19 protein-coding genes are annotated in these 23,767 nt (G+C 60.5%); 16 read left to right on the top strand and 3 right to left on the bottom strand.

The features are described from left to right. Window positions 1-384: 384 nt before the first annotated feature. The gene (locus IE111_RS03765; RefSeq protein WP_189607166.1) at window positions 385-663 is read right to left on the bottom strand and encodes a PA4642 family protein; all 279 of its coding nucleotides are present in this window, start codon (window positions 661-663) and stop codon (window positions 385-387) included. A gap of 330 nt (window positions 664-993) precedes the next feature. Between IE111_RS03765 and IE111_RS03770 the strand changes: the two genes are divergently transcribed. The 9 genes from IE111_RS03770 (at window position 994) to IE111_RS03810 (ending at window position 16,246) form a co-directional block, all read left to right on the top strand. Beyond that, the gene (locus tag IE111_RS03770; RefSeq protein ID WP_189607167.1) at window positions 994-2,754 is read left to right on the top strand and encodes an autotransporter assembly complex protein TamA; all 1,761 of its coding nucleotides are present in this window, start codon (window positions 994-996) and stop codon (window positions 2,752-2,754) included. Next, entirely contained in the window at window positions 2,754-7,427 is a 4,674-nt protein-coding gene (locus IE111_RS03775) for a translocation/assembly module TamB domain-containing protein (RefSeq protein ID WP_189607168.1), read from the top strand. The genes IE111_RS03770 and IE111_RS03775 overlap by 1 nt, the downstream gene beginning before the upstream one ends. A 284-nt stretch (window positions 7,428-7,711) precedes the next feature. Further along, on the top strand, window positions 7,712-9,457 hold the full coding sequence (locus tag IE111_RS03780) for an ABC transporter transmembrane domain-containing protein (RefSeq protein WP_189607169.1): 1,746 nt from the start codon (window positions 7,712-7,714) through the stop codon (window positions 9,455-9,457). Then, entirely contained in the window at window positions 9,454-11,223 is a 1,770-nt protein-coding gene (locus tag IE111_RS03785; protein WP_189607170.1) for an ABC transporter transmembrane domain-containing protein, read from the top strand. The genes IE111_RS03780 and IE111_RS03785 overlap by 4 nt, the downstream gene beginning before the upstream one ends. Window positions 11,224-11,381: 158 nt before the next feature. Further along, window positions 11,382-12,233, top strand: a complete 852-nt coding sequence (locus IE111_RS03790) for a choice-of-anchor L family PEP-CTERM protein (protein ID WP_189607171.1) — start codon at window positions 11,382-11,384, stop codon at window positions 12,231-12,233. 376 nt (window positions 12,234-12,609) lie between these two features. Beyond that, window positions 12,610-13,164: a GbsR/MarR family transcriptional regulator gene (locus IE111_RS03795; protein WP_189607172.1), complete on the top strand. Its 555-nt coding sequence runs from the start codon at window positions 12,610-12,612 to the stop codon at window positions 13,162-13,164. Window positions 13,165-13,478: 314 nt separating this feature from the next. Continuing rightward, window positions 13,479-14,870, top strand: coding sequence for a cytochrome ubiquinol oxidase subunit I (locus IE111_RS03800; RefSeq protein WP_189607173.1), 1,392 nt, complete (start codon window positions 13,479-13,481; stop codon window positions 14,868-14,870). Then, window positions 14,867-15,865, top strand: a complete 999-nt coding sequence (gene cydB / locus IE111_RS03805) for a cytochrome d ubiquinol oxidase subunit II (RefSeq protein ID WP_189607174.1) — start codon at window positions 14,867-14,869, stop codon at window positions 15,863-15,865. The genes IE111_RS03800 and cydB overlap by 4 nt, the downstream gene beginning before the upstream one ends. Before the next feature lie 93 nt (window positions 15,866-15,958). Next, on the top strand, window positions 15,959-16,246 hold the full coding sequence (locus tag IE111_RS03810; protein ID WP_189607175.1) for an encapsulin-associated ferritin-like protein: 288 nt from the start codon (window positions 15,959-15,961) through the stop codon (window positions 16,244-16,246). A gap of 91 nt (window positions 16,247-16,337) precedes the next feature. Here the strand turns inward: IE111_RS03810 and IE111_RS03815 are convergent, their stop codons facing one another. After that, on the bottom strand, window positions 16,338-17,906 hold the full coding sequence (locus IE111_RS03815; protein WP_189607176.1) for a GAF and HD-GYP domain-containing protein: 1,569 nt from the start codon (window positions 17,904-17,906) through the stop codon (window positions 16,338-16,340). Window positions 17,907-18,141: 235 nt separating this feature from the next. Further along, a complete protein-coding gene (locus IE111_RS03820) occupies window positions 18,142-18,969 on the bottom strand; it encodes a DUF3530 family protein (RefSeq protein ID WP_189607177.1) in 828 nt (275 codons plus the stop codon). Between the two features lie 66 nt (window positions 18,970-19,035). On the opposite strand from IE111_RS03820, the gene rpe reads away from it, so the two are divergent. The 7 genes from rpe (at window position 19,036) to IE111_RS03855 (ending at window position 23,758) form a co-directional block, all read left to right on the top strand. Beyond that, window positions 19,036-19,713 carry a ribulose-phosphate 3-epimerase gene (gene rpe / locus IE111_RS03825; protein WP_189607178.1) on the top strand — a complete coding sequence of 226 codons (678 nt, stop codon included), beginning with the start codon at window positions 19,036-19,038 and terminating at the stop codon, window positions 19,711-19,713. A 232-nt stretch (window positions 19,714-19,945) separates the two neighbouring features. After that, window positions 19,946-20,776 (top strand): HAD-IIB family hydrolase, encoded by an 831-nt coding sequence (locus IE111_RS03830; protein ID WP_189607179.1) that lies wholly within the window; start codon window positions 19,946-19,948, stop codon window positions 20,774-20,776. After that, entirely contained in the window at window positions 20,776-21,462 is a 687-nt protein-coding gene (locus IE111_RS03835; RefSeq protein WP_189607180.1) for an HAD family hydrolase, read from the top strand. The genes IE111_RS03830 and IE111_RS03835 overlap by 1 nt, the downstream gene beginning before the upstream one ends. A gap of 49 nt (window positions 21,463-21,511) precedes the next feature. After that, complete coding sequence (locus IE111_RS03840; protein WP_189607181.1) at window positions 21,512-22,306, top strand: substrate-binding periplasmic protein; 795 nt, start codon at window positions 21,512-21,514, stop codon at window positions 22,304-22,306. Window positions 22,307-22,427: 121 nt separating this feature from the next. After that, window positions 22,428-22,844 (top strand): VOC family protein, encoded by a 417-nt coding sequence (locus tag IE111_RS03845; RefSeq protein ID WP_189607182.1) that lies wholly within the window; start codon window positions 22,428-22,430, stop codon window positions 22,842-22,844. After that, the gene (locus IE111_RS03850; RefSeq protein WP_189607183.1) at window positions 22,841-23,200 is read left to right on the top strand and encodes a DUF1304 domain-containing protein; all 360 of its coding nucleotides are present in this window, start codon (window positions 22,841-22,843) and stop codon (window positions 23,198-23,200) included. The genes IE111_RS03845 and IE111_RS03850 overlap by 4 nt, the downstream gene beginning before the upstream one ends. Window positions 23,201-23,410: 210 nt before the next feature. Continuing rightward, complete coding sequence (locus IE111_RS03855; protein WP_189607184.1) at window positions 23,411-23,758, top strand: GFA family protein; 348 nt, start codon at window positions 23,411-23,413, stop codon at window positions 23,756-23,758. Window positions 23,759-23,767 lie beyond the last annotated feature (9 nt).

A 23,767-nucleotide genomic window follows, 5' to 3' on the forward strand; every position in this document is an offset into this window, starting at 1 on the left:
CCCTGCTGCGGACATCCCCATATGGGTCTACCCCCCAGCCCCCACACCCCGGATGTGGCTCGGTCCAGATGAATTTCCCATAAACACGTCAGTGATTGAGCTTGATCCAAGCTCATCGTGAGAAGTAGTGCAGTACCAACTGATGTTTGACTATCTGGAGTAGTAGGATGTTTGAGGGTTTTTGGCGTAGGAATTTTGAGGATCTATTTGCACCAAACTGAGTGCGTGGTGGGGGTGAGGTGTTCAGGGGATGTCCGCAGCATGGATGCTGCGGCCAAGCCTACATGGATGTATTGACGGCGACCCCTGAAGGCCTTACTCCCACCATGCACGGATTCCTGGCTAACAAAGAGAAATAGCCACCCAGGAAGGAGTAGAAGGCACCTAACCTTCCAGTACCGCCAGATAATCGGAAGCCTGGGTGTGCTTGCGCAGAATGTCCGCCAGTGTCTCACCTTCGAGGTTTTTGGCCTCGACGTTCCGCCCCTTCTCGCGGAAAAGTTTGACGAAACGGGCGAACGTCTCCTCGTTCATGCGTGTATAAGCCCGGTAAAGGCAGTGGAAATCCGGGTCTGTGCCGTCATAGGTCTTGAAATCGAGGTATTCGGCCAGTCGATCCTCGCTCCAGACTTCACCCTCAACGCGCTTTTTGTCTCGTTTCATCGAGCATCCTCAACGATAATGGGCGCGTTGCCTGGATCGGGGCCGGTTACGAACCGGGGAACGGCCGAACCTGACCGGACAACAGCGCCAAAAATGGGTCGTGCGACTTTTATTCACTGGCCGACGATTTTAAAGTTATAGCCGGCCTGGGTGAAATGACCTATTGGAATATGTGACCTGGCTCCCGGCTATATGTTGGTCATCCCGGGTTCAGCCTGAAACGGTTAGGATGAAGGGTGACACGGGCCGGGCTTATGGAGAACGATTATCTGCAACCGACTGACAAGGCAGTTTATATGGGTGTTGCCCCTCCTGATGCTGGGAGGAGCTGTGAAGGCGGAGGAAACCGCCGGGCTGCCCCCTGTATTGAAAAACAACCTCATTGTCGAGCCCGGTAACCGCGCGCTGCACCGCGCCCTGATCGCTCAGTTGGAGCAGTATCGCGAATCGCTGGGTTCCATCAATCTCTCTCCCAATCTGTCGCGGCTGTCTCGTGGCGAGATCGAACGCATGCGTCAGGTGCTCGATTCACACGGCTTTTACGACGCCGATATCATTTACCGGACCGTGCCCGAATCCCAGGTCGACTACACCTTCTTCGAATCGACGATTCGGTTGTTTACCGGTGCTCAATACGACGGCGAACACATCCAATATCGGATCGACACCGGAGAACAGTACAAGGTACTGAGCGTGACCATCGACGGGGTCGACATCGAAACGCCGGAGACCTGGCCATTGGCTGGGGTCGGCGAGCCGATGGTGGCGGAGACCATTTTGGCGGATCAGTCCCAGTTACGCGCGATTATCGATGACAAGGGCTGTTATTTCACGCTTGAGGTGACTCATCAGGTACGTCTGGCCGAGGCGGAGCACGGCGGGCATCTGGTCTACCGGGTGTTGGCGAACCAGCCGTCGAAGGTGGGGGACATCACGTTCAGCGGGACGGAAGGTGTGAGTGAACGCTTTCTGCGCCGCCAGACGGATCTGGACGACGGTGCCTGCTTCAGCCGGGCGGATATCGACCAGGCGGTGCTGAACCTCTATCAGACGCAATTATTCGCCACGGTACGCCGGTCGTTGACGCGCACCGAGGAGGGCCGGGTCGACGCCCGGTTCGATCTGGTGCAACGGCCGCCGCGGACGGTCCGCGCCGGTGTTGGCTGGGACACCGATCAGGGCTTCGGGCTGAAGCTCGGTTGGGAGCACCGCAATATGTGGGGCCGGGCGCAGCGGCTGACCCTGGGCACCGAACTGTGGGCCGAGCGCCAGTCGGCGAATGCGCAAATCACTCTGCCCGGTTTTCTGGAAGCGCGGAATACTCTGGTCTGGAATAACACCGTGTCGCATGAAACCCCGGAGGACAAGGAGTATTACAGCGGTGAGAGTCGGGCCACCATCAACCGCCAGGCATCGCGCGAGGACACCTACCGTTACGGCATCGCGTACGAGCGCATCGACGAAAAGGTCAATGATAAGTGGAATACCTTCAGTCTGCTGCGTTTTCCACTGGCCTATGAGTACGATGAAAATCCCAACAGCCTGAACCCGCGACGAGGTGTACGTTACAACGTTCAGACTGAGCCGGTTTTCAGTTTGTCCGGCAGCAGCGATCCGTTTTTTGTCGGGACCCTGGGCTGGGCCAGTTATCGGCCCCTGGGCGACGATGTTGTGTTGGCCAATCGACTCGAATGGACATCCTTGTGGCCATTGACCGATACCGCCGATCTCGACCGGATCCCGGATTCCGAACGCCTTGTGTCCGGCGGCGGTGGCTCGGTACGTGGTTATCCCTATCGGTCCATCGGTGTGGACGGCACTTCAGAAGGTGGCACCCAGAAATGGGAAGGCGCGCTGGAATTGCGCGCCCAGATGGGGCAAAACTGGGGCGTGGCGCTGTTCACCGACGTCGCCAGTGTTAGTGAAGAGTGGAACCCCACCCGCGATCAGGACTGGTTCACCGGCATCGGCATGGGCGTTCGCTACTACACGGCCCTGGCACCGATACGCTTTGACGTGGCCATTCCGATGAACCGGCGAGACAGCGATGCCGCCTTTCAAATTTATCTCAGTCTCGGGCAGGCCTTTTAATGGCGGTACGATTACGCAAAGTGGCTCTGCACGCCTGGCTCTGGACCCTGGCTGCATTGCTGGCCCTTATCGTGCTGATCATCGTAGCGACCGGACTCGTGCTGGGGACCGAGCGCGGCCGTCTGCTGATTCTGGAGCAGGCCGAGCTGTGGTTGCCACGACTGACCGATCAGACCTTGGTGATCGAGAACGCGTCGGTGCCGAGCCTGGGGGATTGGCGTCTGGGGCGGGTGACATGGCAGGCGGGCGATTCCGGGCCGCGCGTTTCGCTCAGCGATGCGCGCTTGCAGTTCAGGCCGCGTTACCTGTTCCAGCGGCGCCTGTGGGTGGATGCCCTGACGGCCGGCGGTGTCCAGGTCACCCTGCCCGAGTCCGTATCGACCGAGCCCGAGCCGTCCGAGGGGGGCTCTTTCTCCCTCCCCGAATTGCAGGCCTTGTGGCCGAGCATTCCACCGATCCGGCTTGAGAAACTCCAGGTCGACCGGCTGGCGCTGAACCTGCCGGGCCGGTCACCACTGATCACGTCGGTCGACAGCGATGCCCAGATCAACTGGGGCAGCTGGCCGGCCCGCCTTAACCTGTCGCTTCGTCAGGGCGAGCGCAGCGACCTGTCGCTGTCCGTCGCCGTCGACGCGGTCGATTCGTTGCGCGTCACCGGCACGGTTCGGTCGCCCGCCGACAGCGACTGGGCCAACTGGCTGGATTGGCCGCTGGACGATGCCTTGGCCGGCCAGTGGGACATTGAGCTGCGAACCGGGGAGGCCGGTTATGAGGCCAATATTCGCGACCTGGTGTTGCCCTGGCGCGAATACCAACTCAGCGCCAACGGGTCGGTCAGTGTCGATCCGTCCTTGAGCCGGGTGTTCCTGTCGGAACTGTCCCTGGCTGTCGACGGCCATTCAGCGCGTGTCCACGGGTTTCTGGAGGCCGATCGATCCGACCTGACGCTACGCTTCGACGACATGCCACTGGGCCTGGCCAATGGCCTGATACCGATCGAGGGGCTGGACGGATCCCTGGCCGCGAATGGCCGTTTGACCGGCGGCTGGCGGTCGCCCCGTTTCGAAGGGGAGGCGGCGTTCGACGGGCAATTGCAGGGTGAAACCGTGACCGTGGAGACCCGGTCCCGGGCCACCGCCGACGGAGTCATGCTGGAGACCGCCGATCTGGCCTGGGGGGAGGCCCGCGTGTCGGCCTCCGGCGCGATCCAGTGGACCGACCGTCGAATCGACCTGGACCTGAACTGGCGGGACGTCGCCGACAGCCGCTGGCAACCCTGGGTGCCGGGCTGGCCGTCGGACCTGTCGTTGCGCACGTCCGGCGAGGGTCGACTGAGCGGTGCTCTGTCCGATCCGACGCTGGACGCCTCCGTTCAAGTCGACGGAAGCTATCGCGAGCAGTCCTTGTCGTTGACCTCGGCCGTGCGTTTGTCCCGGCGTGACCTGGCTTTAAACGGACTGGCATTGACCACCGACCAGGGACGTGTTGACGGCCATGCCGAACTGACGTTTGCCGATCTGACCTTCACCGCCGGTACCCGACTGGATGACGTGCGCTCCCGCTGGCTCGATAGTCTGGGCATCCAGTTACCGGTCGAGCAGGACTGGGGCGCGACCGGCGATCTGACCTGGTCCGGTACCCTGACCGACCCGCGCGCCGAAGGCGACCTGAACGTGGTCGGGCAGTGGCAGCAACAGCCGATGAACGCTCAATTGCGACTGGACGAAGTGACGCTGCGGCATCTGACGCTCGGCGAAAGCCAATTGACACTGTCGGATGCCCGGGCTCGTCTGTCCGGCGGGGTCGACTGGCAACAGCAACAACTGGATCTGCGGGCGCGGCTGCAACAATTACGACTGCGCCAGGTTCGTCCCTTTCTGCCGGAAATGCCCGTCTGGCTGGACAACTTGCGCGGCGGCACCAGCGGCGACCTCACCGTCGCCGGGCCCTGGACGGCACCGAGTGTGGTCGGGGATCTGGTGTTCGAGGGCGAATGGCAGGAGCGGCCCCTTCGGCTCGATCTCGACGTCAGTGCGCCCGAACGGGAGCGCTGGCAGGTGCGCAACGCGCGGCTGAAATGGGGCGATCTGTCGGCCGATTTTCAGGGCGACCTGCAACCGTTCGAGCCCTCGCTGAACGGGCGCTTCAACATCGCCGGGTTCAAACCTTCCGATCTGACCGTGCTGCCGATGAAGGTACCGGCCACGGTATCCGAACTCAGTGGTCGGGCCAGAGCCTCCGGGACGATCAGCGGGTCACTGATGGCGCCGACCCTGACCGGGAGCGTCGGTTTCGACGGTCAATGGCAGGGAGCCAACTTGAAACTGGATGGAGATATCCAGCACCTGGATCCACAGCGGGTGCAGTTGGACAACATGACCCTTCGTTCCGGCAAGGCCCGCCTGACGGCGCGTGGTGCCGTGGACTTCGATCCGTTGAGCTTCGATCTGCATACCGAACTGACCGACCTGCAATGGCAGCAGCTCGAGTCCTGGGTGCCCAAACCCGAGGGTTTGCCGCTCGAAACCCTGTCCGCCAATGCGTCCGGCGAACTGACGCTCACCGGTGACTGGCCGCGCCCCAGGGTGGACGGTCAATTGAACGCGCGTGGCGACTACCTGAACCAGAGTTTCCAGTTGGACTGGCGCGGGCAGGGCGGTCTGGCCGGTGCCCTGGCGCACCAGGTGCAAATGAATTGGGGCCAGGCGGACCTGACCGCCGATCTGGATACCGAAGGCGATACCGTCGACGGTCTGCTGCGGTTATCGAATTTTCAGGTCGCGCAAATGCGCGCTCTGGGCGTGCCCCTGGGGCCGCAACTGACCGGCCAGGCCTCGGCCGATGTCCAGATCTCCGGCGCGATCACCGACCCGTCGATCGACGCCACCGTATCGGCGGACGGCACCTGGCGGCCGCCGTCGGCCGTGTTCGCCAGTGACACCGCCTGGAACATCGACGTTGAAGCCGACGGTCAACTGGACGATTGGCGCATCGAGCGGGGGCAGGCCGATCTGGGGCCGGCCGGACGGATCTCCGTGCAGGGTTCGGGAACCATGAACAGCATCGACCTGACCGTGAACCTGGACGCACCCGAATTGCGTTATTGGCTGCCCGATGAATCACGGTGGATCGGTAGCCTGAGTGGCCGACTCAACATAGCGGGAACGCCGGCCGCACCCGATATCTCGGCGGACCTGGAATGGGATTCGGCACGCTGGCCATTGGCAATGACCGTTACGGCACAGACCGATGACGGTCAACACGGGCTTCAGGCCCGCCTGACCAAGGACGGCGCCGAACGACTCTCGGTCGATGTGTCCACGGCGCAAACGGCCCTGTCCGCCTGGCGCGACGACATCAGTGAGCGGCGGTTCGAAGCGGATGCCACAATCGATACCGATGCCGAATCACTGTCTCTGTTACTGCAACAAAGCGCAGAGCAGGATTTTCGCGGGGACATCAGCGGCCGCCTGTCCATTGTCGGCAGTCTGGCGCAACCGGAATGGGAAGGCGAGGCGCGGTTTCGCAACGGTCGCTACGAGAACGCCAACTACGGGACCGTGCTGTCCGACATCAGCGCCAACCTGACCGCCAACAACCGCACGCTCGAATTATCACTGGATGCCGGTGACGATGGCAGCGGAAATGTATCGCTGGATGGAACCGTCAACTGGCCCGAAGACCGCACCGAGTGGTGGATGCCGGAACTGGACCTGTCGCTCGACACCCGCAATGCGCACCTGGTGCGCCGGGCCGACATCGATGCCACGGTGAATGGCGGTTTGACCGTCGAGGGCCCCTGGCGCGACCTGACCGTGGCCGGCGAATTGGAAGTGATGCCGCTGACGATCAAATTGTCCTCGTTTTTGCAGTCCAGTGTGCCCTCGCTCAATGTCGTCCGTACCTCGCAGGAGACGGAACAGGACGAGAGCATTCGGGCGACGCCCTACGCACCCAGCGGGCAATGGCAGGTGCGTATCCGAGTCGACCGCCGCGCGCAGATTTATGGCCAGGGGCTCGAGGCTGAACTGGGAGGCGAAACCGATTTGACCGATAGTCTGACCAGTCCCGAAGTCGGCGGCCGCTTCGAAGTTATTCGCGGGACCTACACCGCGTTCGGCAAAATCTTCCAGATCGAGAGCGGCACGGTTCAGATCCAGGGCAGCCAGATCATGCTGGACATCGATGCTGTCTACGAAGGGCCGGAATTAACCGTGGACCTGCGCATCACCGGCAACCAGGACCGGTTGGACCTCACCATGACCTCGACACCGCCGTTGTCCAATGACGAGTTGCTGGCGCGACTGTTGTTCGGCAAGCGTATCGAGGAGATGACGGCCGTCCAGGCCCTGCAGCTGGCTTCCGCGCTCAACAGCCTGCGCAACCCGGGCAGCGGTCTGGATTTGTTCGGCACGACACGCGAACTGCTCGGCCTCGACGCCCTGACCATCGACAGCGGCACCAACGAAGCCGGCGAGACCGGCGTCAATGTCCAGGCCGGCAAGTACCTCAGCGACCGCTTGTACCTGCAGGTGGAATCCGGCGTGCGCACCGACGAAACCTTCTCCAGCCGGTTGCAGTACCAGGTGACGCCGAACGTGAATTTCGAGTTCTATACCCAGGGTGAAATCGGTTCGGGCGGGGTGGAGTTGAACTGGAAGAACGACTATTAGGTAGGGCAGAAGAGGGCGTGAGCCCGTTATCTGCCGTGGAGAGCGAGCCGGGCCAGTAGATCATCCGTGGGCAGGGCATTCTCCCCACGGCAGATAACGCTACGCCCGATGCCGGGATGCCGGACCAGACGTACCACTTCTGCCCTGCCTGCCCCCACCCAACCACCGTCAGCCGATCCAGACAGCGGTGATCGTCCCGAGACAATCCAACCTCTGGCCTCCACGCCCCGCATTTCATATCCTCCCGCTTTTCCCAATCATTCCACTCCCGCCAAGGAGGCTTTGTGTCTGTTTTCTGGCAACTGCGCTGGTTCTTCAAGGAAGAATGGCGCCGCTACAGCATTGCCGTGCTGGCGTTGGTCGTTGTAGGCCTGGCCGTTCTGGTCCCGCCCTGGATCACGGGCAGGGTGGTCGATGCCATCGCCGCGGGCACTCTGACGCTCGAGCGGTTGTTCATCAATGTCGGCATCGTGATCGGGATCGCGGTGCTCAGCTATGTCATGCGCGTTATCTGGCGGGTGGCGTTGTTCGGCGCCAGCTATTCGCTGGCCAATCGATTGCGGCGGGATCTCTACCGCCACCTGACTACTCAGTCGCCCCGGTTCTTCCAGAAGCACAAGACGGGCGATCTGATGGCGCGCGCGACCAACGATATCCAGGCCGTGGAAATGACCGCCGGCGAGGCCGTGCTGGCGCTGTTCGACGGTGCGCTCACCGGCATTCTGGTGTTGACCGTGCTGGTCACCCAGATCAGTTGGGAACTGACGCTGATCGCGCTGATGCCCTGGCCCATCGTCGGTTATTTCATGTGGCGGTTCGGTCAGGAACTGCATGAGTCGTTTCGACTGGCCCAGGCTCGCTTCAGCGACCTGAACGACAAGGTGCAGGAAAGCGTTTCCGGCATTCGGCTGGTGCGCGCCTTCGGTCGCGAGGGCATCGAGGATGACCAGTTCAATGCCATCGCCCGCGAAGCGAACCGGGCCAACCGGATGGTGGCGCGTACCGACAGCAAGTACGACCCGGCCATCTCGCTGGCCGTCGGCATGTCCTTCTTCCTGAGTGTCGGTGGCGGCGCCTGGTTCATCGTTCACGATCAGATGACCGTCGGTGAATTGACCAGTTTTACGCTTTACCTCGGCTTCATGATCTGGCCGATGTTCGCCGTCGGCTGGATGTTGAATCTGGTTGAGCGCGGCCAGGCCGCCTACGACCGCATTGACGAACTGATGCACACCGAACCGGACATCGCCGATCACGGGACCTTCGAGGATAAAACAGCGCCCGAACTGGACATCTCTGTTCACGAGTTCCGCCATCAACCGGACGGTGACGCCACACTCACCGACATCCTGATCACCGTCGGCGCCGGCGAGTTGATCGGCCTGGTCGGTCCCACCGGTGCCGGCAAGACCACGCTGCTCGATCTAATCCTGCGTCTGCAACAGGGCCCGGATGTCGACATTGCCCTGGGCGGGCATCGACTCAGCGAATTCACGCTGGCTAATTTGCGACGCCACCTGGCTTGCGTACCGCAAACCCCGTTTCTGTTCACCGCCACTCTGGCCGAGAACATTGCCCTCGGCCGGCCGGACGCCAGTCGGGACGATATCGAACGGGTGGCGCGCATCGCCCAGGTTCACGACGATATTCTGCGTTTCCCGGACGATTACGACACACTGGTCGGCGAACGCGGCGTGACCCTGTCCGGCGGCCAGAAACAGCGGGTCGCCATCGCCCGGGCACTGTTGCTCGACGCCCCGGTCCTGATTCTGGACGATGCCCTGTCGGCCGTGGATGTGCGTACCGAGCAAAGCATTCTGGCGCACCTGAAAGCCGAGCGGGCCGGGCGCACGACGCTGATTGCCTGTCATCGCCTGACGGCCATCGAAGACGCGGACCAGATCCTGGTGCTGGAACATGGGCACTGTGTCGAGCGCGGCACACACCGTTCGTTGCTCGCCGCAGGAGGCTGGTACCGACGCACTTACGATTATCAACAGCTGGAACGGGCCGTGGAGGACGGGCGATGAACGGAACCTTCAGCCGATTATTGCGCTACGGCCTGGCCTATCGGCGGCTGTTGGTGCAGGCGATTGTCCTGCTGGCCATCGCCACCGGTGGCAACGTCCTCGGTCCCTATCTGATCAAGGTCTTTATCGACAGCTACCTGACGCCCGGTGTCTGGGTGATCACGCCCATCGCCGGCCTGGTGATCGCCTACCTGGTCTCGCAGCTGATTTCGGCCGTCTGCTTCTTCCAGCAGGCGATCCGCTTCAACCACATCGCTCTCGATGTGGTGCAGACGATTCGCGAGCAGGTATTTTCCCGTGTCATGCGGCTGCCCCTGGCCTTCTTCGACCATACCCCGACCGGCAGCCTGATCAGCCGGATCACCAACGATACCGAGACGATCAAGGATCTCTACGTCAACGTCATCTCGGTGGTCATCCAGAACGCCATTCGCATGCTGGGCATTCTCATCGCCATGGCCTTCCTGGACTTTAAACTGATGTTGATCTGTTCGGCCCTGGTGCCGGCCGTCGTTGGCGTCATGCTGCTCTACCAGCGATTGTCCACACCGGTCTTTCAGCGAGTCCGGACCCTGCTCAGCGACATCAACGCCCGTCTGAACGAGGGCATCCAGGGCATGGCGGTGATCCAGTTGATGAACCAGCAGGCCCGATTCAGTCGTGCGTTCGAGCAAACCAGCACGGATCACTATCGCGCCAAGATCCGCAACATGCTGATCGACGGTTTGTTGCTGCGCGCCCTCGTCGATTTTCTTTACATGTTGGTGCTGGCGGCTCTGTTGTTCGCGTTCGGTTGGGACTTCCTGAGCCCCGAAGGCGCCATTCAGGTTGGCGTGATTTACGCCTTTTTAAACTACCTCGGTAACCTGACCGAGCCGATGATCGACATGATTTCGCGGCTGAATCTTTTCCAGCAGGCACTGGTGTCAGCCGACCGGGTGTTCCAGCTGTTGGACGAGACCCCGGAGTCGATTCCGACTCAACCGCTCGAACCCCGCGATGGCTCGGTCCGCTTCGAGATCGAAGCGTTCAGCTACGACCGCCGAAAGACCGTGCTGACCGATATCCAGCTCGACATCGAGCCGGGATCCTTTGTCGGCATCGTCGGTCACACCGGTTCCGGCAAGAGCACCCTGATGTCGTTGCTGATGGGCTTCTACCCGGTCGAACTAGGGACGATCCGGGTCGGTGAAGTCCCGCTCGACCGCATCGACCCCGCCATTCGCAGCCGCCGCATCGGCCTGGTGCAACAGGACCCGTTCATCTTCATGGGCACCATCGCCGACAACATCCGGCTCGATCTGGACCTCACCGACGCCGAGGTCGAACAGGCCGCAAAACAGGCGCAACTGCACGAGGCGATCCTGCGCATGCCCCAGGGCTATCAAACGTCCCTGACCGAGCGCGGTGGCAATTTGAGCACCGGTCAGCGCCAACTGCTCAGTCTGGCTAGAACCCTGGCCCGACAACCGGACATCCTCATCCTCGACGAGGCCACGGCCAACATCGACAGCCACACCGAAGCGCTGATCCAGAGTTCGCTGATGCAGTTGCGCGGCCGCATCACCATCATCGCCATCGCCCACCGGCTGAGTACCGTCATGGAGGCCGACCATCTGGTCGTGCTGCATCAGGGGCATATTCAGCAACAGGGCCGGCATGCCCAGTTAATGGCCGAGGAGGGGTTGTACAAGCACATGTATGAGTTGCAGCAGCAGAAGGATCCGTTGGTCGGGCAGGGCATTGAAGCGGGCCAGGATTCATAATTTCTGTCGGACCGATTGACGTTCGAAAAGAGCCACAATGACAATGGATTGATTTATAACCGATTTCTCCAGCTGGACCGTTTATTGCTATTTCATTCGGCGGGGACGGCTGCTTCTGCGGCCATCGAAAAGAAAGCTCTGAAAACGGAGTTCAGGCTATGAGAAACCTCGTTAAAGGCATTGCCTTTTTGTCTACGGCCGTTGTTTGTCAAACGGCCTCCGCACTGGTGATCGATTCCACGTCGACCGATGGCACCGCCATGGCGAACAATCTGCTTGGAACCGGCATCAGCATTTCCAACGTCAGCTACTACGGGGGCAGTAACCAATCCGGTTTCTTCTCCGATGGCGGGTCGGTGTTGGGGTTCGATGACGGTCTGATCATGACCTCCGGCAGTGCGCTTGACGCGCCCGGACCCAACAGCTCCGGTGGCTTGACAGGCAATAAAGGCGTTGGCGGTGGCTCTGGTGACGCTGATCTCAATGCACTGATCCCGCAGTCGACCAATGACGCAGCCGTTTTGAGTTTTGACTTTGAAACCGACTCTGGAGACCTGTATTTCAACTATGTGTTCGCCTCTGAAGAATACAACGAATGGGTGAACTCAAGCTTTAATGATGTATTTGCTTTCTTTGTTGATGGCGTGAACATCGCAGAGGCCCCCGATGGTCAGGCTGTCAGTATCAATAATGTCAATTGTGGTAATACTGGAACCGGCACCGGACCCAATTGTGACGTTTACAATAACAACAGTCCGGCGGCGTACGATATCGAATACGACGGCTTCACCGATAAACTCGTGGCTTCCATTACCGGTCTCGGCGCGGGCACCCACACCATGAAGATCGCCATCGCCGACGCGGGCGATTCCATTCTCGACTCCGCGGTCTTCCTGGAAGCCGGAAGCTTTTCCGACATACCAGATATTCCGGTTCCGGAACCCGGCAGCCTGGCCCTACTGTCCCTCGGCATCGCCGGCCTGGTCCTGAGTCGTCGGAAAATCCACTAAGCACGCCCCTTCCCCGCTTCACCCCAAAGCCTCCCTCGGGAGGCTTTTTTGTACATGGATGTACTTATGCTGCGAGCACATGGATGTGCAGGAGCAGTGTTTGTACATACAAGTACTTATGCTGCGGGCACATGGATGTGCAGGAGCAGTGTTTGTACACGGAAGTACTTATGCTGCGGGCACAGGGCGGTCCGACGTTTCGGTGTGCAGGAGCAGTATTTACATTTCGATCTTCATCTCTTCCGTCGCTCGCACTTGCAATTATTTTCTTGTGTTTTATAGTTTCAGAAAATACTGAAAATTCAGAAATCAATGATCCAGGTCATGGAATCCAGCTTCCGGAAGCGGATCTGGCCGGAAATTAAGAGGTATCCGCATGAAACTGACCCCCGAGCTGGAATCCTGTGTTGTCCACTTCGGTGAGATGGGCAGCCGTTGGGGCTTCAATCGTACCGTTGGCCAGATGCTGGCGCTGATCGTCCTGAGCGACCGTCCGCTGAGTGCCGACGAGATCGCCGCCGCGCTGAGTGTCTCACGCGGCAATGTCAGCATGGCCACCAAGGAGCTGCACAGCTGGCACCTGATTCGTACGCATCGCGAACCGGGCGATCGCAAGGATTACCTGATCGCCAACGGCAGTATCTGGCAACTGGCGCAGCAGGTGCTGTCCGAACGTAAAAAACGTGAAGTCGACCCGACATTGTCGATGTTACGCAGTCAACTTATGGAGCTCGACGATGAAGAGACTCCGCCGCATGCATTGCGGCAGATGCGGGAAATCCATGATCTGCTGGAGTTGTTCAACCACTGGTTCGACGATGTTCAGAACATGAAACCCGAGCATTTGCAGGCCTTGATGAAGCTGGGCTCCGGTGTCGGCAAAGTGCTGGAATTCACCGACCGGATGCGGCCGAAAGGCAAGGCCTTGTAGGGCGGAACGGTCCGACGCTTTGGTGCGCAGTGTAATCCCCAGGTTGGAGTGTGCCGGGAATCTATTTAGAGGCACCTCAACGGCAGATGTCGGCTGGGCCTCTTCTGCCCTACCCGTTGATGAGGTGGCTTACAAACGAGTGCCGGGGTAGGTGTGGTCCTGGCCAGGGAAGTCCACAGCAGGGATGCTGTGGTCTAGCGTACACGGAGGTATTCACCGCGACCCTGGCCGGTACCACCCCTGCACCGGCACGGATTTCCGGCAATTAAAGCAGCCGCTACCACAGTATCCCCATAACTTGAGCGGAGGTTTCGATGGAACCCCAAGTTCTCGACACCCTGATCCTCTCGCGCATTCAGTTCGCCGCGAACATCAGTTTTCACATCCTCTTCCCCACCATCACCATCGCGCTGGCCTGGTTGCTGTTCTATTTCAAGGTCCGGCACGACATGACCGGCCATCCCGTCTGGATGCGCATCTACCGATTCTGGGTCAAGATCTTCGCGTTAACCTTCGCTCTTGGCGTGGTCAGTGGCATTACCATGAGCTTCCAGTTCGGCACCAACTGGCCCGGGTACATGGAAACCGTCGGAAACATCGCCGGGCCTCTGCTCGGGTACGAAGTGCTGACCGCCTTCTTTATGGAGGCGACCTTCCTCGGTGTCATGTTGTTCGGCACCGGTCGGGTACCGAATTGGGTGCACACCCTGTCCACCGCTCTGGTGGCCATCGGCACGTCGTTGTCCGCCTTCTGGATTCTCGCCCTGAACAGCTGGATGCATACCCCGGCCGGTTTCGAGATGATCGACGGGGTGGCTCACCCGGTGGACTGGAGCGCCATCATCTTCAACGCTTCGATGCCGTACCGGCTCGTTCACATGCTGATCGCGTCCGGCCTGACCGCCAGTTTCCTGGTCGCCGGTCTGTCCGCTTACCGTATCCTGAAAGGCGATCCGAAACAGGCGCCGCACAAGACGATGAAGACAGCCGTTAGCGTCGCGGCTCTGTTGATCCCTATCCAGATCTATGTCGGCGATTTGCACGGTTTGAACACCTTCGAGCATCAACCGCAGAAGATCGCCGCCATGGAAGGGGTTTGGGAGACAGAGCGTGGAGCCCCGTTACTGTTGTTCGCCTGGCCGGATGAAGCGGCGCGAACCAATCATTGGGAAATCGAAATTCCCGGGTTGGCCAGCCTGATTCTGACCCACGACTGGGACGGCGAAATTCGCGGTCTGAACGAATTCGAAAACGAACACCCACCGGTCAAACCCTTGTTCTTCGGCTTCCGGTTGATGGTCGGCCTCGGCGTGTTGATGCTGGCCGTGAGCTGGACCGCCGCCTGGATGCTGTGGCGCCGCGACCGGCTGCCGATCTGGATGCTGCGCACCCTGGTGGGCATGACCTTCTCCGGCTGGCTGGCGACACTGGCCGGCTGGTACGTGACCGAGATCGGCCGCCAGCCCTGGCTGGTGACCGGAGTGCTGACCACCGAACAGGCGGTGACAACGGTCCCCACCGGTCAGGTGGGACTGTCATTGACCATGTACCTGGTGCTCTACGCCGTGCTCTTGTTCGCCTACTTACAGACGTTGTTCTACATGGCGCGCAAGTCGGTGAAAGTGGAAGAGTTTGAACAGGAGACTGAGCTGGATCTGGACAAACTCGAAGACGACACACACTCAGGCAAGGAGGTTCAGGCATGATTCCTGCGCAGTGGTTACCCGATATTTTCCTGATGCTGATGGGCGTCGCCGTGCTGATCTACGCCGTGCTCGACGGCTACGACCTGGGCGTCGGCATGGTGCTGCCGGCCAACGACTCTGAACAACGCAACCAGATGATCGCCTCCATCGGGCCCTTCTGGGACGCCAACGAAACCTGGCTGGTGCTGGCCGTCGGCATTCTGCTGATCGCCTTCCCTCAGGCGCACAACCTGGTGCTGCGCGAGCTGTATCTGCCGGCGGCGCTGTTGATGCTCGGGCTGATTCTGCGCGGCGTCTCCTTCGACTTCCGGGCCAAGGCCGTGACCGGCCATCGCCGCACCTGGGACAAGACCTTCAAGGCCGGGTCCTGGCTCGCCGCCCTGACTCAGGGGTATATGCTGGGCCGCTATGTACTCGGTTTCGAAAACAGCCTGGCGGCTCAGTTGTTCGCCCTGCTCAGCGCCGTCTGCGTCAGTGCTGCCTACGCCTACATCGGCGGCGCCTGGCTGGTGATGAAAACCGAAGGCGACCTGCAACGCCGGGCCGCCTGCTGGTCGCGCCGGGCCGGTTGGCTGGCGGCGCTGGGCATCGGCGCGATCAGTGTGGTCAATCCGCTGGTCAGTGAAGTGATCGCCGAGCGCTGGTTCAACTTCCCGGCCGTGATTCTGCTGGCGCCGATTCCGTTGGTCAGTCTGGTGCTGGTGATCGTGGTCGACCAATACCTGAAACACGTACCCACCCAGAATGACGTGGGTTGCTGGTTCCCGTTCATTGGCGTGGCTTTGCTGTTCGTGCTCAGTTTTATCGGCCTGGCCTACAGCTTTTATCCCGATGTCGTACCCGGACGCATCAGTGCTCAGGAAGCCGCGAGCGCCGAAGCGTCGCTGCGCTTCGTCGGTATCGGTGTCGCGATCGTATTGCCGTTGATTCTGGCGTATACAGCCTTCGCCTATCGGGTGTTTTGGGGTAAGTCGACGGAATTGCGGTACCACTGAGGTGAAGAATAAGGGTGGTTCGGATCGACCTTGCCGCAATCCGGGTTGGCGACTAGATTGAAACCGGTGAAATCACCGGTGGAGAAACATCCCATGGCCAATGAAGGTTACCACGAACCGTTTGAGCGTCTGTCGGACGAGACCAAGGACATGCACCGTGCCATTGTGTCGCTGATGGAAGAACTGGAAGCGGTGGATTGGTACAACCAGCGCATCGACGTGTGTCACGACGAGGAACTGAAAGGCATTTTGCGGCACAACCGCGACGAGGAAAAAGAGCATGCGTCCATGGTGCTGGAATGGATCCGGCGCAAGGATCCCAAGTTTGATCACGAGTTGAAGGATTATTTATTTACGGATAAGTCGTTGTCTCACGATTGACGTGTTGGATTACGCGCTTCGCGCCAATCCAAACTACCGTAGGTCGGATTAGCGCGAAGCGCGTAATCCGACAACCATCCCGGCCACAGGCTCAAACCAAATACGGCGACACATCCTCCACATCATTCTGCTCGGGCAACAAATGTTCCCGGGCATAGTCCTTCCACTTCCCGCTTTTCAGAAACAGCTCGAACACATCCGGGTCGATGTGATTGTCGTGCCGCATCTTCTGCAATATCGAAAACGCCTGGCTCAACGGCATCGGCGGTTTGTAGGGGCGCTCTTTGGCGGTCAGCGCCTCGAACACATCGGCGACACCCATGATGCGCGCCGGGATGGACATCTGGTCCCGGGTCAGCCCGCGCGGGTAGCCGCGACCGTCCATCCGCTCGTGATGGCCACCGGCGTATTCGGGCACGCGGCGCAGCTTGGGCGGGAAGGGCAGTTGTTCGAGAATGTCGATGGTGATGTCGATGTGGCGATTGATGGCGGCCCGCTCCTCGGCATTGATGGTGCCCCGGGTAATGCACAGGTTGAGCACTTCGTCGTCGGTCAGCAGGGGGTTCAACTCCCCATTGACGTCGGGCCAGGACCTGGCGGCGATGGCTTCGACCCGGGCCATGTCCTCGTCGGACATGAACTCGCCGCCGCGATTGATGCGTTCAATGAACGTCAGATCCTCGCGCAGGTCGGCTTTTTCACGATCATCCCGGGAAGCGGCGACAGCGGCCGCGAAGCGGGCCCGGACGGCGTCGAAACCGTCCAGCAAGCCCTGGAGCTTGCGCCCTTTGTTCAAAATCACCTCGGAGGTCGCCAGCTTGCCGCAATCGTGCAGCCAGGCGGCGACGTGGAGCTCGTACCATTCATCGGCGTTGAGATTGAAGTCGGCGAAATAGCCGTCGCTGTCCTCGCACGCCGCCCGGGCGATCAGTTCGGTCAGTACCGGAATGCGTTGGCAATGGGCCGAGGTATGCGGCGAACGCACATCGATGATGCGGGCCAGAGCCTGGATAAAGGCATCGAGCAGATCCTTGTGGCTTTGCACCAGGAGCTGATTGTCCAGCGTAATGGCGGCGAACTTCGCCATAGCCTGGGCCGTGGCCTGATCCTTCGCGGAAAAACTGCGATTGCGACCGTCCCGGGTACGGGCGTTGATCAGTTGCAGGACGCCGATGACGTGGTCCTCGTGGTTCAGCAGCGGCAGTGTCAGCATGGACTGGGAGCGATAACCGTGCTCCTCATCGAACTGACGGGTACCGGAGAAATCGAAGGATTCGGTGGTATAGACATCGGCGATGTTCACCGGTTCGCGAGTCAGAGCGACGTGGCTGGCGACGTTGCGGTGGTTGGGCTCGCCCTCGTGATACAGCGGAATGGCGTGCCATCGGGCCGCCGGGGCGTCGTCCATGGTCTCGATGCCGAGCACGGTATTGTGGATGACGGAAAACACCAGGCGGGATCGGTCGCCGTCGTCGACAAACCGGTAGAAGGTACCGCCTTCGGCGCCGGTCAGTTGGCGGGCCTCTTTGAGAATGCGATGCATCAGGCCGCCAATACTGTGTTCCTGGGCGAGTCTGACCAGCAGGTCACTGGTGGAATCGACGCTCCAGTTGGGTTGCACGGGCGTACTGCTTGAACTGATTCGCTCGTAGGTATCCATACAGCCTCTCCTGAATCCAGAGGTCATGATAGCTCAAAAATTGCCCGATGTTAGGGTGTGAACACCTTTTGATTTTTTTGTGGCAGTGGTTCGCGCCCGGTGGTGGGGCTGCCCCTGGCGGACCGCTGCAAGTACTTCCATGTAAGCTCGGCGGCCCGCATCCATGCGGGCCGACGTCCGCCAGCGGCAACCCCACCACCGGGCGCTGGCCAGGGTGCCGCCGTAAATCAGAACCCTACTCCGTGGGTTGGGTATTGATCTCGCCTTCCTTTCCGGCGGCGTTGCGTTTTAACCACCCCCAAATCCGCCGCACGGTACGGCCGGGGCGGTCGGTATTGGTGCCGGTATAGGCGGGAGCGTCGAGAATGAGGCTGTACTTGGGGAGCTTGTTGCGTGCGGCCTCGGCCTGGCGTTCGCGTGCCTGGTCACGAGCCCAATCGGTGTCGCTGTAAACCAGGTCGAGTACGGGGAGGTCGAGGGCACCGATGTAACCGGGCAGGTCGGTGCGATCCGGGTTGGCGTCGATCATCAGCAGAGCATAGCCGATCTCATCGTCCGGTTGCAGGCGTTCGGCCATGTAGCGGGCGGCCCAGTAGGCACCGTCGCCGAAACTGATGAGTACAATGTTGAACAGCCCTTCCTGGTTCAGCCGCTGCTGGCCCAGGGCTATGCGATCCATCATGCGGCGGGCGAATTCGTCGGATTCCCGCCCCGGTGCCGTCGTTGTCGGCAGCGCGATAGAGAGCGTATTCCAGCCCTTGTCGGGCAGAAAATGACGGGTCTGCTGGACCCGGACCGGCCAGTTCGGGTTGTGCCCCTGATCGTGCAGGATCAGAACGCCTCCCTGAGGCGTAGCGGTACGTTGTTGCAGGCGCAGACCGAGAAACGGGTCCGCCTCCGTACCTAACTGCACGACCTGATCCCCGCGCAGCGCATTGCGGTAGTGGGCCTGCAGATCGTCGAGATGGTCCTGGCGCGCCTCCGCCAGCGGTTCCGCCACCGACGCAGTCGCCCAAACCGCCAGACAGCCCAGGTAAAGCCAGCCGAACAACCGGGATTTCATCGAGGTTTGACCTCCCCCGCGCAGTCACTAGAATGGGCCTTCCGCTCGCCAAGAGACCCGCGCACCATGTCCGATTTTGTCATCGCACCGTCCATATTATCCGCCGATTTCGCCCGCCTGGGCGAAGAAGTCGACACCGTGCTCGAAGCCGGAGCCGACTGGGTTCATTTCGACGTCATGGACAACCACTACGTTCCCAACCTCACCATCGGCCCCATGGTCTGCGACTCCCTGCGCAAACACGGCGTCACCGCACCCATCGACGTCCATCTCATGGTTAACCCGGTAGATCGGCTGATTGGCGACTTTATTGAGGCCGGCGCCAGCATCATCACCTTCCACCCCGAAGCCAGCGACCACATCGACCGCTCCCTGCAGCTCATCCGGGACGGCGGCTGCAAAGCCGGCCTCGTCTTCAACCCGGCCACCCCGCTGCACTACCTCGACTACGTCATGGACAAGATCGACCAGATCCTCATCATGTCCGTCAACCCCGGCTTCGGCGGCCAGAGCTTCCTGCCCTCCGCCCTCGACAAACTGCGCGCCGCCCGTGAGCGTATCAATGAAAGCGGCCGCGACATCCGCCTCGAAATCGACGGCGGCGTCAAAGTCGACAACATCCGCGCCATCGCCGAAGCCGGTGCCGACACCTTCGTCGCCGGTTCCGCCATTTTCAATGCGAATGATTACCGCGAGCGGATTGATGCGATGCGCAAAGAACTGGCGGCGACGCGCAGTGTTTAAGAAACAGCGGCAATAAGCCGATCGCACGGCTGGCTAGCAGCGGATGCCAGGGATGCTCATTCGGGGGTGTCCGAGGCATGGATGCCGAGGCCAAGCGCCCATGGATGGGTTCACAGCGACCCCGAATGAGCATCCCTGGTAGCCGCTGCGGGTTCAACCACAAAACCGGAACCTCAACCACCCATCAATCCGGTACAATAACCACCGATTCAACGATCACTCAGGAGAGACCGTGGACGAATTATTGGTGTTCGACCTTGACGGCACCCTCATCGACGCCGACGAACGCATATCCGACGTCACCCGCCGCGCCCTGCACGAACTCGACCAGCGCGGCATCGCCTGGACCGTCGCCACCGGCCGCATGCCGCACGGCGCCCGTGAAGCCCTGCCCGAACTGCGCTTCCGCCACCCCCAGGCCTACAAAAACGGCGTCCTCATCTGGGACCTCAACGAAAACGCCCGCATCAACGCCCAGGCCATGGACCCCGTAGAACTGCTCGAAGTCTGCCGCCGGCTCGATGCGCACGGCATCAACCCCTGGCTCAACACCCTCGACCACGACGACCGCATCGGCGCCTACATCCAGCGCATCCTCACCGATCGTGAAAAATCCTGGGCCCGATACATGGAAAGCCAGTCCATCAACGTCCAGCTGCGTGAAGACTTCGCCGGCATCGAAGAACACGTCCTCAACATCTTCGCCATCACCGACAACGCCAAGGTGCTCGACATGGCCGAAGAACTGGCCGACGTACCCGGCGTCCAGGTCTACGCCGGACCGGACATGTACCACCAAGGCTACTACTGGATGGACATTCACCACATCAGCGGCACCAAGGGCGACGCCGTCAAGTTCCTGCAGCGTCAGACCGGCGCCCGCCGCCTCGTCTGCTTCGGCGACTCCGACAACGACATCAGCATGTTCAAACTGGCCGACGAAGCCTATGCCATGGACAACGGCCTGGACGAACTGAAGGCTGTCGCCACCGATGTCATCGGTCACCACACCGACCACGCCATCGCCCACTTCCTGGCCGACCGCTACGGGTTCCGTCTCTGATGGGACTGAAAGCGGTCCTGTTCGATCTCGACGGTACCCTGGTCGACAGCGTCAGTGGCCTGCACCAGGCCGTGAACGCCGTACTGATCGAGCAGGGCGGTGATGGCTGCAGTGTCGACGAGGTACGCCATTGGGTCGGCAACGGCCCGAAAAAGCTGATCCAGCGTGCCCTGGAAAGCCGCGGCATCGACATGAGCCCGGAAGACGGTCTGGCCGCCTTCCGCGAACACTACGCCCGAACCCTGTTCAGCGCCGAATTCTACCCCGGTGTACCGCAAGGCCTGGCCCGGTTGAAAGCCGCCGGCCTGCGCCTGGCCTGCATCACCAACAAATCCTCCCACTTCACCGGTCCCTTCCTGACGCATATGGGCCTGTCGGATACATTCGACGCCGTGCTCTGCGGCGACCAGGTCGAACACCCCAAACCCCACCCGGAAAGCCTGATTCGCATTTGTGAAGGCTTCGAGATCGAACCCGATCAGGCTCTGATGGTCGGCGATTCGGTCAACGACCTGATTCCCGCCCGGGACATCGGCATGCCCGCACTCGCCGTCAGCTACGGCTACCATCAAAACCAAAATCTGGCCGACTACGACGCCGAGGCGGTATTGGACGATTTCAGTGCCATCGTTGAGCGGGTGTTGACCAAGTCGACCGGCAGCATCGACGGAACCCGCCTATACTGACAGAGAGTCCGGGTACGTCGGGTTCGATGCGCTGTTACGGGGAGACTGATTGTTGACGCTTAAATGGTTACTGGTAACCGGCTTGGCCCTGGGGTCGATGGGCGTGGCCGCGTACGCCGAAGACTCCGCTCCCTTACCGCTGGTGACCGGTTACGACTACGCCCCCTTTTCCGACGACGACCTGCCCCACGGCGGTCTGGCCACTTTGGTCGTGACCGCCGTATTCGACCTCCTCGAAGAGCCAATCGAAGTCGACTTCCTGCACTGGACCCGAGGCTACGAGGCGGCACGAGAGGGTCAATACGCCGGAACCTTCCCCTATATACATTCTCTTGAGCGCGCCGAGCACTTTCTCTATTCCGAGCCACTGTTCGAAGTGGGTTCCTACCTCTATGTCCATCGCAATACGCAAATCACCGCCCGTGAACCCAAAGACCTCACCGGGCTTACCCTTTGTCTGCCGGTCGGCTACGCGCCCGGTCCGCTGATCGGTCAGATGGTAGAGGAAGGCCGGATCGACCGGGTCTCTCCCATCAACATGGGAAACTGCTTTAAGCGCCTGCTGGAAGGCGAGGTCAGCTTCGTTAAGATCAACCGTTACGTCGCCCGCGATATCCTGCGCAACGCCGGCGTTTCGCTGTCGGAGGTCCGTGCCTTGCCGTTCAAGGTCGAAAATCTGACCATGCACTTTATCGTGCCCAAGTCCCGACCCGATGCTGAAGCCTTAGTGGAGCGGTTCGATCGGGCGCTTGGCCAGTTACGGGACAGCGGCCGGTTCGAAGAGATCGTCGACGCCTATTTCGATGAGCTCTATTCTGTGCCGGAACCGGAAGAGCCTTCGTGAACCTGATCCTTGAGAGCAAGGCAGAACAGATTTGACGGGCTCCGGATCGAACGGGGAATCGTTTCGGGTCCCAAGGTGCTAAGATGCCTGCACCCATTCCGGGAAACCAGGGAGCGACCTCATGGTTAAACAAGTCTTTGTCAATCTGCCGGTCGGCGATCTGCAGGCCAGCATCCGCTTCTTCACCCAGCTCGGATTTCGGTTCGACCCGAACTTCACCGACGATACCGCCACCTGCATGCTGGTGACGGACCACATCATGGTGATGCTGTTGAATCGGGAAAAATTCCAGGGCTTCTCTCCGAACCCAATCAGCGACGCCAGTCAGCAAACCGAAGTCATGATCGCATTGGCGATGGACGACCGTCGCGAAGTCGATGATTTGGTCGCCAAGGCGGTGGCCGCCGGCGGTTCCACCTACAATGAACCGCAGGACCACGGCTTTATGTACGGCCACGGGTTTCAGGACCTGGACGGTCATGTTTGGGAAGTGTTTTACATGGATCAGGCCGCGTTGCCGGCGGAGGGTGCCGAATGATCATACTGTCCGATCTGGTCGTGGCGCTGGTGGCGATTCTGCATCTGTATTTTCTGGTGTTGGAAATGTTCCTGTGGGACAAGCCGGCCGGTATGAAGGCATTTGGTTTGACCGCCGAATTCGCCGCCTCGACCAAAGCACTGGCCGCGAACCAGGGGTTGTACAACGGCTTTTTGGCCGCCGGGCTGATTTGGGGCCTGCTGCAGGGCGCCGACGGCCTGGCGGTGAAGACGTTCTTCCTGGCGTGCGTGCTGGTGGCGGGCGTGTTTGGCGCGGCTACGGCCAGTCGGAAGATTTTGTATGTACAGGCATTGCCAGCGCTGGTCGCCCTCATCCTGACCTGGCTGGCGGCGTAAATAACCGTAGGGCGGAAGTGGGGCGTCTGGTCCGGTATCCCGGCAACAGGCCGAAGGCGTTGTCTGCCGTGGGGAGTATCCACAATCATTTGACGGCTTATTGGCAGGATATCTTACCCACGGCAGATAACGCTGTCGCACTTCTGCCCTACGCTCAACCCAAACGCCGGTAATGGCCGTACGTGCGTTACACAACAAGGAGACTCACTCATGACATACCGAGGCAGTTGCCATTGTGGCCGCATCGCTTATGAAGTGGAGGGTGAACCGGAGCAGGTGATCACCTGCAATTGCTCCATGTGCCAGCGCCGAGGTTCGATGCTCTGGTTCGTGCCACGCGATCACCTGAAACTACTGACACCCGAAGAAAACCTCAGCACGTATACCTTCAATACCCACAAGATCAAGAACTACTTCTGCAATCAGTGCGGCATTCAGCCGTTCGGTGAAGGGGTGGATCCCAGTGGCAATGCTATGGCGGCTGTGAATGCACGTTGCCTTGAAGGTATCGATCTCGACAGCCTGAAAGTGCACCACTACGATGGTCGTTCGGCTTGAGTATCACGG

Source organism: Saccharospirillum salsuginis (assembly GCF_014651855.1).
GTDB classification, from domain to species: domain Bacteria; phylum Pseudomonadota; class Gammaproteobacteria; order Pseudomonadales; family Natronospirillaceae; genus Saccharospirillum; species Saccharospirillum salsuginis.

Bases quoted from the DNA above. Each gene is read 5' to 3' on its own strand.
- IE111_RS03765 (WP_189607166.1), bottom strand. From the start codon at position 663: ATGAAACGAGACAAAAAGCGCGTTGAGGGTGAAGTCTGGAGCGAGGAT.
- IE111_RS03775 (WP_189607168.1), top strand. From the start codon at position 2,754: ATGGCGGTACGATTACGCAAAGTGGCTCTGCACGCCTGGCTCTGGACC.
- IE111_RS03785 (WP_189607170.1), top strand. From the start codon at position 9,454: ATGAACGGAACCTTCAGCCGATTATTGCGCTACGGCCTGGCCTATCGG.
- IE111_RS03790 (WP_189607171.1), top strand. From the start codon at position 11,382: ATGAGAAACCTCGTTAAAGGCATTGCCTTTTTGTCTACGGCCGTTGTT.
- IE111_RS03795 (WP_189607172.1), top strand. From the start codon at position 12,610: ATGAAACTGACCCCCGAGCTGGAATCCTGTGTTGTCCACTTCGGTGAG.
- IE111_RS03800 (WP_189607173.1), top strand. From the start codon at position 13,479: ATGGAACCCCAAGTTCTCGACACCCTGATCCTCTCGCGCATTCAGTTC.
- cydB (WP_189607174.1), top strand. From the start codon at position 14,867: ATGATTCCTGCGCAGTGGTTACCCGATATTTTCCTGATGCTGATGGGC.
- IE111_RS03810 (WP_189607175.1), top strand. From the start codon at position 15,959: ATGGCCAATGAAGGTTACCACGAACCGTTTGAGCGTCTGTCGGACGAG.
- IE111_RS03815 (WP_189607176.1), bottom strand. From the start codon at position 17,906: ATGGATACCTACGAGCGAATCAGTTCAAGCAGTACGCCCGTGCAACCC.
- IE111_RS03820 (WP_189607177.1), bottom strand. From the start codon at position 18,969: ATGAAATCCCGGTTGTTCGGCTGGCTTTACCTGGGCTGTCTGGCGGTT.
- rpe (WP_189607178.1), top strand. From the start codon at position 19,036: ATGTCCGATTTTGTCATCGCACCGTCCATATTATCCGCCGATTTCGCC.
- IE111_RS03835 (WP_189607180.1), top strand. From the start codon at position 20,776: ATGGGACTGAAAGCGGTCCTGTTCGATCTCGACGGTACCCTGGTCGAC.
- IE111_RS03845 (WP_189607182.1), top strand. From the start codon at position 22,428: ATGGTTAAACAAGTCTTTGTCAATCTGCCGGTCGGCGATCTGCAGGCC.
- IE111_RS03850 (WP_189607183.1), top strand. From the start codon at position 22,841: ATGATCATACTGTCCGATCTGGTCGTGGCGCTGGTGGCGATTCTGCAT.
- IE111_RS03855 (WP_189607184.1), top strand. From the start codon at position 23,411: ATGACATACCGAGGCAGTTGCCATTGTGGCCGCATCGCTTATGAAGTG.